Origin of the sequence: Thalassotalea sp. PP2-459 (assembly GCF_001913705.1) — a bacterium.
Lineage (GTDB): Bacteria > Pseudomonadota > Gammaproteobacteria > Enterobacterales > Alteromonadaceae > Thalassotalea_C > Thalassotalea_C hakodatensis.
In genome coordinates, this window is the sequence record NZ_MKQD01000070.1 from 1 (window position 1) to 8,934 (window position 8,934).

8 protein-coding genes are annotated in these 8,934 nt (G+C 39.9%); 5 read left to right on the forward strand and 3 right to left on the reverse strand.

Annotated elements, in window-relative coordinates:
- Positions 1–216: 216 nt before the first annotated feature.
- Both BI291_RS15910 and BI291_RS15915 read right to left on the reverse strand, forming a co-directional pair.
- The gene (locus BI291_RS15910; RefSeq protein WP_074499932.1) at positions 217–870 is read right to left on the reverse strand and encodes a response regulator transcription factor; all 654 of its coding nucleotides are present in this window, start codon (positions 868–870) and stop codon (positions 217–219) included.
- A 77-nt stretch (positions 871–947) separates the two neighbouring features.
- A complete protein-coding gene (locus BI291_RS15915; protein WP_074499934.1) occupies positions 948–3,224 on the reverse strand; it encodes a TonB-dependent receptor in 2,277 nt (758 codons plus the stop codon).
- A gap of 278 nt (positions 3,225–3,502) precedes the next feature.
- Here BI291_RS15915 and BI291_RS15920 point away from each other — a divergent pair, with 278 nt between their 5' ends.
- The 5 genes from BI291_RS15920 to BI291_RS15940 are packed head-to-tail and all read left to right on the forward strand — an operon-like array spanning position 3,503 to position 8,128.
- Positions 3,503–4,798 carry a GntP family permease gene (locus tag BI291_RS15920; protein ID WP_074499937.1) on the forward strand — a complete coding sequence of 432 codons (1,296 nt, stop codon included), beginning with the start codon at positions 3,503–3,505 and terminating at the stop codon, positions 4,796–4,798.
- Between the two features lie 18 nt (positions 4,799–4,816).
- Positions 4,817–5,983, forward strand: coding sequence for a homoserine O-acetyltransferase (locus BI291_RS15925; RefSeq protein ID WP_074500024.1), 1,167 nt, complete (start codon positions 4,817–4,819; stop codon positions 5,981–5,983).
- Positions 5,983–6,750: a 3-hydroxybutyrate dehydrogenase gene (locus BI291_RS15930; protein WP_074499939.1), complete on the forward strand. Its 768-nt coding sequence runs from the start codon at positions 5,983–5,985 to the stop codon at positions 6,748–6,750. Before BI291_RS15925 ends, BI291_RS15930 begins: the two co-directional genes overlap by 1 nt.
- A gap of 8 nt (positions 6,751–6,758) precedes the next feature.
- Positions 6,759–7,469 (forward strand): CoA transferase subunit A, encoded by a 711-nt coding sequence (locus BI291_RS15935; protein ID WP_074499941.1) that lies wholly within the window; start codon positions 6,759–6,761, stop codon positions 7,467–7,469.
- Between the two features lie 2 nt (positions 7,470–7,471).
- Positions 7,472–8,128, forward strand: a complete 657-nt coding sequence (locus tag BI291_RS15940; protein ID WP_074499943.1) for a CoA transferase subunit B — start codon at positions 7,472–7,474, stop codon at positions 8,126–8,128.
- A 53-nt stretch (positions 8,129–8,181) separates the two neighbouring features.
- Here BI291_RS15940 and BI291_RS15945 read toward each other — a convergent pair whose 3' ends face one another.
- Positions 8,182–8,736 (reverse strand): hypothetical protein, encoded by a 555-nt coding sequence (locus BI291_RS15945; protein ID WP_074499946.1) that lies wholly within the window; start codon positions 8,734–8,736, stop codon positions 8,182–8,184.
- Positions 8,737–8,934 lie beyond the last annotated feature (198 nt).

The following is an 8,934-nucleotide window of genomic DNA, read 5'->3' on the forward strand; positions in this document are numbered from 1 at the left end:
AACACGGGCTATGAAGCGTTTAAACTCGCCCTTTGGGAGCGTGTTAGAGGCGCGATAATTGCGCAAAACGTGTTTGATGTAGAACAACTATACCAGCACACGTTTCGCTTATTCTCCCAGCTCTGACATCGCTCTGAACTGACTTAATCTTTATGCGAATTGGTATTAGAGAAACTCTAATATCGAGAATAATTCTCAAGACTGTATAGCTGTGTGCTAATTGGCAGACATTTGTTTTAGGTTTTGAAATAACATGCTGGCTTGAGTGCGATTATTTACTTGTAGTTTTTGTAGAATGGCCGACACATGGTTTTTAACGGTTGGCTCTTGAATATTCATTTCCCAGGCTATTTGTTTGTTTAGCAAACCATCCGCGATCATTTGTAATACACGATATTGTGCAGGCGTGAGTTTATGGAGTTTATCAGCGAGTGCTTTAGCTGGAGTTGGCTCAATGTTCGTAAGATCAATTCCGGCGGGTAACCAGGTTTCACCATCTAATACTTCTTCGATTGCGGCGGCAATTTGATCTAATGAGGCTGATTTAGGGATATACCCACTTGCGCCTAAATCAATAGCTTTGCTGATAACACTGGGCTCTTCTGTCGCAGAAACCATGACCACTTGAATGTCTTGATAGGCATTTTTGATTGAGGTTAACCCTGTAAAACCTTCATTGCCTGGCATGTTTAAGTCAAGGAAAATAAGTTCAATATCAGGGTGTTGTTGAATCACTTTGATAAGATTGTCGTAGCAATCCGCTTCAATTATTTCGCTAGTTGGTAATACCTTACTCGCTGCTTGAATTAATGCAGTTCTAAATAATGGATGATCATCGGCAACTGCTAATTTCACAACATCTTCACTCATAATAAACCTTAATACGACTATTTAAACAGAATGAAGAAGAGGGCGCTAGTGCCCCCTTCTGTTTAGTTGATGCTATGTTAAAAACGATAGCCTACTGTTAAGTGAATGGTACGTGGATCCCCGTAGTAGCCAATCAATGTGGTATCGCCACCAAAACCAGGACCATAAGTACCGTCAGGGTTTCGGCTTGTAAAATTATAACCACCTACCATGTACTCTTCATCGGTAATGTTTTTCGCGTGTAAGCCACCGTACCAATTGCCATCATTTCCTTCCCACGTGATGCTGGCGTTTATTTGGCCAAAACCATCTTGATTTAATGAATCATCATCTTCGAAGATAATGTATTCATCGCGATAGTAATAACCGGTATTAAACATAAAAATACCCATGTCTGTTTCTAAGAGATAATTCGCTGATACACTAAAAGTGTTATCGGGAGTATTTGATAAGCCGACTAACGGAACGTTAATATTTTCATCTTGTTCAATATCAGCTGAAATGTGCCCGTAAGCCATATTTATCGTTAAGTTTTCACTGGCTAACCATGTAACCTCTGCTTCAATACCTTGTACATCAGAACTTGCCGCATTTGCTAAGTTTTGACCTAAATCTGTTGGGTTTTCTTGTGGTAGAACAACAATATATTGTCTATCTTCATGTTTGGTTGCAAAGGCGGTTATGTTAGTTCTTAAGTTATCAGTCCAATCTTTTTTCAAACCAATTTCGAAAGAGTCAACGATTTCTGGATCAGCTGCGTTTTCATTAGCACCAGCTCTTGGATTAAAGGTACCTGACTTAAAACCTTGTGAGTAGCTGGCAAAATACATGGTATCGCTGTCAGCTTGATATTCAATACCTATACGTGGCGTAAAGCGTGACCATTCATCAGATTTCATGGTATCTAAAATGCCATCACCGTTACTATCTTTACCTAACACTTGTGTTTGCGGTAAATTAGGATCTTGCGTATAGCCGTCAATCCAGTTGTCGTAAGGGTATACAATGCTTGCGTAAGTATCTGAATACACATCAGCTTTACGTTCTTCTTTGGTATAACGAGCACCTAGTGTTAACGACATTTTGTCGGTTAAATCAATATTGCTTTGTATATAGGCAGCAACAGAGTCGCTCTCATTACAGCCTGATTTTTCAGCTGTTAAACTTAAAAAGATGATCGCATCATACTTACCGCAAGACTCACCTGAATAGTGATATAAACCACCCACTATATTAAAGCCATTACCACGGTAACTTGCTTGGATCTCATGGCTTGAGTTTTCGTCATCATACACCGCAGGTACATCAAAAATTTGCAAGCTAGTGTTATCAAAATCTATATTAGTTGGTGAATAACTTTCACGGCTTGCTCCCACGTACTTGAATGAGAGGTTATCAGTTGCTTGCCAGTCGATGGTTAAACTTAAGCCCTCAAGTTCAACTTTATTCCAAGTCGGCAAGCTGGTGTAAGAATCAAATTTGCTATCAGGAATAGCAGCATCTGGTGCTAATAAACTCGGTAGTAGTCGATACCCGCCCTTGGAATTTGAATCATCATCGGTTTTATCCCACGCTAAACGCATGAATAAATTATCAGTGGCGTGAAATTCTAATGTTAAGCGTGATGCTGTTAAATCTTTGTTATAGTTTTCAGTATCTTCACCGGCAGGAGCTACCAAAAATTCACCAAAGCCATCACGGTTTAGTGTGCCATGACCAAAACCAAGATAAAGCTTTTCGTCAATTAACGGTATTTGTCCGGTAATTTTTAAATCGCGTTGGTTATAACTACCAACCGTTGCTTCGATGTTAAATTCAGTGTCGCCTGACATGGGCTTGGTGACGTATTTAATCGCACCACCCGTGGTGTTTTTACCATAAAGTGTCCCTTGTGGGCCACGTAGCACCTCAATGCGTTCAACATCGAGTAAATCTAGCACAGCCCCTTGCGGTCGAGCCATGTAAACGTCATCGATATATATACCAACACCCGGTTCATAGCCCCATAAAGGATCTTGTTGACCAATACCACGAATGAAGGCAGTAAGTGTTGAGTTTGTTCCGCGACTTGATTGTAACGTGGTGTTTGGAGAAAATCGCTCTATCTCAGTAATGTTTGCAATGCCATTTTCTGCTAATTCTGCAGCGCCAACTGACGTGACGGCAATAGGTACTTCTTGTAAACTTTCAGTGGTTTTACGCGCTGTAACTTCAATGCGTTCTAACCCTTGTTGTTTAACGGCTTCTTCTGCCGCAATAATATTACCTGAAAAGATCGCTGAACTAATTGCGATAGCACAGAGTGATTTGCTGTAGCGTGAAGCCTTGTTCACATTTATGTTTGTATATTTCATACTTCCCCCGATGGATTTCTTCTTATCTTTTTTATCTATAGGTTTATGTTTATCGTTATTTGTTGTGATTATGTTTCAGTCGCTTATTAATCTAGTCGAAGCGTTTCCATCTGTATGTGGTACTTAAGTACTATACCTATTTCTGCGTTCGCGTTTAATAATGAATAAGTCATTTACGTATTGAATGTTGATAAAAGCATCAACCGTAACTATGCCGCGTGTTGTGAGTGAACTATTTTCAGTCAAAAAATAACTCTAATATAACGCAGGAACGGCTTATGATAAGTATGATTGGCTTGGTAGGAGGGCTTATATTGCTCGTGATTCTTACCATGCGGGGGATGAATTTATTCATTAGCGCCCCATTGTGTGCACTTTTTGTTGCACTAACAAATGGTATGACGTTACTCACGGGTGATGTACATTTTGTTAGTACCTATATGTCAGGCTTTACCAGCTTTATTGCTGCTTGGTTTTTCATGTTTTTGCTTGGTTCATTGTTCGGCAAATTTATGGAAGATACGGGTGCAGCTGACAGCGTAGCACGATATATTGTCGACAAACTTGGCATGAAAAAAGCGGTATTTGCGGTAGTAGCTGCCTGCGCCATTTTAACTTATGGCGGGGTTAACTTATTTGTGGTCGCTTTCTCGGTTTATCCGATGGCGTTAAGTTTGTTTAAAGATGCAAATTTACCACGTCGTTTTATTCCAGCAACGCTTGCCTTCGGTTCTGTTACCTTCACCATGACTTCAGCTGGCTCTCCAGAAATTCAAAACTGGATCCCAATTAAGTATTTAGGCACCACACCTTATGCTGGTTGGGAAGTCAGTTTGGTCGTTGCCTTGTTTATGGCATTGTTTGGTTATTGGTGGCTTAACCGTTTAATTGGTAAAGCTGTCGCTAATGGTGAAGTGTTTGAACACCGTGAGGATGATCCTGAAATACCTGAACGTGATTATCCACATCCAATCACGGGTGTGATTCCTTTATTAGTGGTACTTGGCTTATCGTTTACGTTACATCATGACTTTGGTCATAACGCATTAATTATTGCATTGGCTGGTGGTGTGATCAGTATTTTACTGATCAACAATAAATATTTTCATCATCTTTCTAGTGCGGTTACAGAAGGCACTAATGGAGCATTAATAGCTATTGGTAATACGGCTGCTGTCGTTGGTTTTGGAGCTGTTGCTAAATCAACAGACGGCTTTCAGCTAGCAGTAGAAATTATGACTCAGGTACCCGGTAATGAACTCATCGGCGCTGCTGTTGCGGTAACCGTGATTGCAGGTTTAACTGGCTCTGCTTCAGGTGGCCAAGCAATCGCATTACCGTTATTAGCACCGCATTATTTAGATCAAGGGGTTAATCCAGAAGAGCTTCACCGTGTAGTGGCAATCAGCTCTGGTGCATTAGATACCTTACCGCATAACGGTTATGTTGTTACAACGATAAGAGCAATCTGTAAAGAAACGCATGCGAGTGCATATTGGTCGATGTTTGCTATGACAGGTATCGTCCCTCTGATAGGCTTAATACTTGCTATTAGTTTGTTTATATTATTTTAATAAAAAGAGAACCTTATGATGAATTTTCAACGCACAATTTGTTTATTTTTACTTGTGTTTGCTAGCAACCTTTGGGCAAGCGAGCTTATCGTAGAAAAACAAAAGTTCACCTTAGATAACTTCAAAACCTTTAATGGCAAATTAATCAAGCAAGTGAATGTTGGCTGGGAAGCTTACGGCACATTGAATGAAGATAAATCGAATGTCATTTTAATCACTCATTACTTCACGGGTAATTCACATGCAGCAGGAAAATACAGTAAGCAAGATGCAATGCCTGGTTATTGGGATAGCATTATTGGCCCTGGAAAAGCCATTGATACCAATAAATACTATGTGATCAGCTCTGATACGTTAGTTAATGCTAGTGCCTTTGATAAAAAGGTTATTACAACTGGGCCTGCAAGTATCAACCCTGAAACGGGTAAGCCTTATGGATTAAGCTTCCCAGTAGTAACCATTCGCGACTTTGTTAATGTACAAAAAGCACTAATAGATAGTTTAGGAATTAACAAATTACATGCTGTGATTGGCGCTTCTATGGGATCAATGCAAGCGTTAGAGTGGGCTGTCGCTTACCCTGATATGGTTGAACGTATGGTGTCAGTTATTGGTATTGGCCAATCTGATGCGTGGTTAGTCGCAGGATTAGAAAAATGGTCAGCACCAATCAAACAAGATCCAAAGTGGAATAACGGTGATTATTATCAAAGTGTAGCTCCTAATACGGGTTTAATGTATTCGCTTGCCACTATTACTCAAGAAGCAATGCATCCTGCGATTTTTAATGCTTCGAATCCTACCCATAAGAATATAGTAGATGGCGCTTTAAACGATATTAATGCAACGTTTCCTGTGGTTGATTGGCTATATGGCGCAGCAAAAGCCAGAGTAAATACAATGGACGCTAATCATATTTTGTATCTTGTGCGGGCAAGTCAACTATTTATTGCAGGACATAATAATGATTTATCAGCAAGTTTAGCGAAAGTAACCGCGAAATCACTGTTTTTACCAGCTACTAACGACTTATTGTTGTATCCAGAAATGGCGAAAAAAACCCATGAAATGTTAGGGGATAAAAGCCAGTACGAAGAAATTAATGGCATGTGGGGACACTTAGACGGTTTATTCACCATACAACAAAAAGCTAAAACGTTAAGTGACTTTTTGGAGCAGGAGTAATGAAAAATAAAACGGTCCTTATTACCGGAGCTGCAAGCGGTATTGGCTTTAGCATTGCTCAATTACTGGCAAAGCAACAGGCGTCGGTGATTATCACCGATGTCAGCGAAGAAGCGGCGCAACAAGCAAAACAAACATTAATAGCAGAAGGTTTTTCTGTTGATGCATATAAACTTGATGTAACCAATGAAAATGATATTGCTCACTTAGTGGAAACACTCGGCAATACACCAATTGATATTTTAATTAATAATGCAGGCATACAACACGTTTCACGGTTAGAGGAGTTCCCGATGGGGGCTTGGCAAAAAATCGTTGATATATTGTTAACGGGGCCGGCAAGAACCTGCAAAGCAATATTACCTAAAATGCGTGAACATGGTTTTGGACGCATTATTAATATTGGTTCGATTCACGGTTTAGTTGCCTCACCTTATAAATCGGCCTATGTGGCAGCTAAGCACGGATTAATCGGTTTTTCTAAGGTTATCGCGCTAGAAACTGCTGATTGCGATATCACGATAAATACCATTTGTCCTGCGTATGTCAAAACCCCTCTAGTGGAAAAACAAATTGCAGATCAAGCAAAAGAACATGGCATTAGCGAGGATGAGGTGATTGAAAAAATAATGTTGGCACCAATGCCGAAAAAAGCCTTTATCGATATGGAAGAAATAGCCGCAACCGTGCAATTTCTTGCGAGTGAAAATGCCAGAAATATGACCGGTCAAGCCCTAGTGCTGGATGGCGGTTGGACAGTTAAATAGGAACAAACATGTCAGGATTCAATAAGGTAGTGGCAAGTTACCAAGAAGCACTTGCTGGTCTTGAAGACAATATGACGATCATCGCCGGTGGTTTTGGTCTTTGTGGGATCCCAGAAAATCTAATTAGTGAAGTAAAACGTAAAGGTACAACAGGGCTCACAATAGTTTCTAATAATTGTGGCGTTGATGACTTTGGTTTAGGTGTATTACTAAAAGATCGTCAAATAGCAAAAATAATCGCGTCATACGTTGGCGAAAATGCAGAGTTTGAGCGTCAAATGTTAAGTGGTGAATTAGAGGTTGTGTTAACACCGCAAGGTACACTAGCGGAAAAAATGCGTGCGGCGGGTGCCGGTATTCCTGCTTTTTATACGGCTACGGGCTATGGCACACCAGTGGGTGAGGGCAAAGAAGTACGAGACTTCAACGGTAGAAGTTACATTCTTGAAGAAAGTATCAAAGGCGATTTTGCTTTAGTTAAAGCATGGAAAGCTGATACCTATGGTAATCTCATTTATCGTAAAACCGCGCGAAACTTTAATCCGATGGCGGCAACTGCTGGAAAAATTACTGTTGTAGAAGCCGAAGAAATTGTACCCGCTGGAGAGCTCGAACCCGATCAAATACACACACCTGGAATTTATGTTGATCGTTTAATTCAAGGTAAGTTTGAAAAGCGTATTGAGCAAAGAACCGTTAGACAAAGCGAAGGGGAATAACCGTGGCATTATCACGAGAACAAATGGCAAAGCGTGTTGCACAAGAGTTACAAGATGGTTTCTACGTTAATTTAGGTATTGGCATTCCAACATTAGTAGCAAACTACGTACCGTCGAATATGGAAGTCATGTTGCAATCAGAAAATGGCCTACTTGGGATGGGACAATTTCCAACTGAAGAAGAAATTGATGCTGACTTAATTAACGCGGGTAAACAAACGGTTACGGTTGCAAAAGGAGCATCAATTTTTTCTAGTGCTGAATCATTCGCGATGATACGTGGTGGTCATGTAGATTTAACGGTATTAGGTGCGTTTGAAGTTGACGTATACGGTAATATTGCTTCTTATATGATCCCCGGAAAGTTAATTAAAGGTATGGGGGGGGCGATGGATTTAGTGGCAGGTGCCGATAATATTATCGTAACCATGACACATGCCTCGAAGTATGGTGAATCCAAACTCTTATCTCAATGTACTTTACCTTTAACCGGCAAAGGGTGCATCAAAAAAATATTAACCGATCTAGCGTATATTGAGATCATTGATGGTAAGTTTCATTTGCTCGAATACGCACCAGGCGTTTCAATTGAACAAATCAAAACGCTCACCCAAGGCGACCTCGTGGTAAGCGAGCAAGTAAAAGAGATGAATATTTAACTATTTAAGCGCTTTAGTTAGTAGCTAGCTAAAGCGCTTTTTTATTTATCGGGCTACGCTTTATTGAGCGCTTTCATTAATGATTCTATAGCTTTAAAACCATATCCGTGTTTGTTTTCTGTTGCAACTTTATCGAAAAAATGTCGCTTATGTCGAGAGTACGGTTCAATGCTTATCTCGACGGTTTTCGCCGCTAGGATTCGCTCAAACATTTCTATCGGCATTCTGTAAGCTAAGGTAGAACTTTCAACATCACCACGCATACCAGGGAATGCGCCTGAGTGACTATCAAATTGTGTAACTTCTTTTCCCTTAACTAAAACAACCGGTACTTTATCGATATATAAAGTGGTTTGTTTTAAATTAAATCCAGCCCTGAAGTGAACAAGTAAAGTAACTTCGTTGGGTGATTCAGCCGTCCAAGTCGCACCTAACCATGAACAATTGTCGGTTAATAAACATAAATTTCTTCTTGGTTTGGCAACAATAGAGGCAATTTCGTTATTATTATTATATTCAATGACTGCTTGTTCTGTATTTTCTTCAGGTTTAGTTGATGCACATCCTGAAATGACAGCCAGTAATATTATTAATTTGAAGTAATGCATAAAAATTCCTTGTAATATTCATTATTTTATCTCGCCAGACTACATTTCTATCATACTTAATTAGTAATAAATAGGTACTTATACCAATTCGCATAAATATTCGATCATTCAGCGAGAATTAAACGCTTTAGAGGCACGGCGTTGATTGCAGAGAATGGTTATTCAGGAGAACGTGCTCCTGCGTTCTCTAATAAGCTA

Excerpts from the sequence above, each read along its gene's own strand:
- BI291_RS15910 (WP_074499932.1), bottom strand. The coding sequence starts at position 870 with ATGAGTGAAGATGTTGTGAAATTAGCAGTTGCCGATGATCATCCATTA.
- BI291_RS15915 (WP_074499934.1), bottom strand. The coding sequence starts at position 3,224 with ATGAAATATACAAACATAAATGTGAACAAGGCTTCACGCTACAGCAAA.
- BI291_RS15920 (WP_074499937.1), top strand. The coding sequence starts at position 3,503 with ATGATAAGTATGATTGGCTTGGTAGGAGGGCTTATATTGCTCGTGATT.
- BI291_RS15925 (WP_074500024.1), top strand. The coding sequence starts at position 4,817 with ATGAATTTTCAACGCACAATTTGTTTATTTTTACTTGTGTTTGCTAGC.
- BI291_RS15930 (WP_074499939.1), top strand. The coding sequence starts at position 5,983 with ATGAAAAATAAAACGGTCCTTATTACCGGAGCTGCAAGCGGTATTGGC.
- BI291_RS15935 (WP_074499941.1), top strand. The coding sequence starts at position 6,759 with ATGTCAGGATTCAATAAGGTAGTGGCAAGTTACCAAGAAGCACTTGCT.
- BI291_RS15945 (WP_074499946.1), bottom strand. The coding sequence starts at position 8,736 with ATGCATTACTTCAAATTAATAATATTACTGGCTGTCATTTCAGGATGT.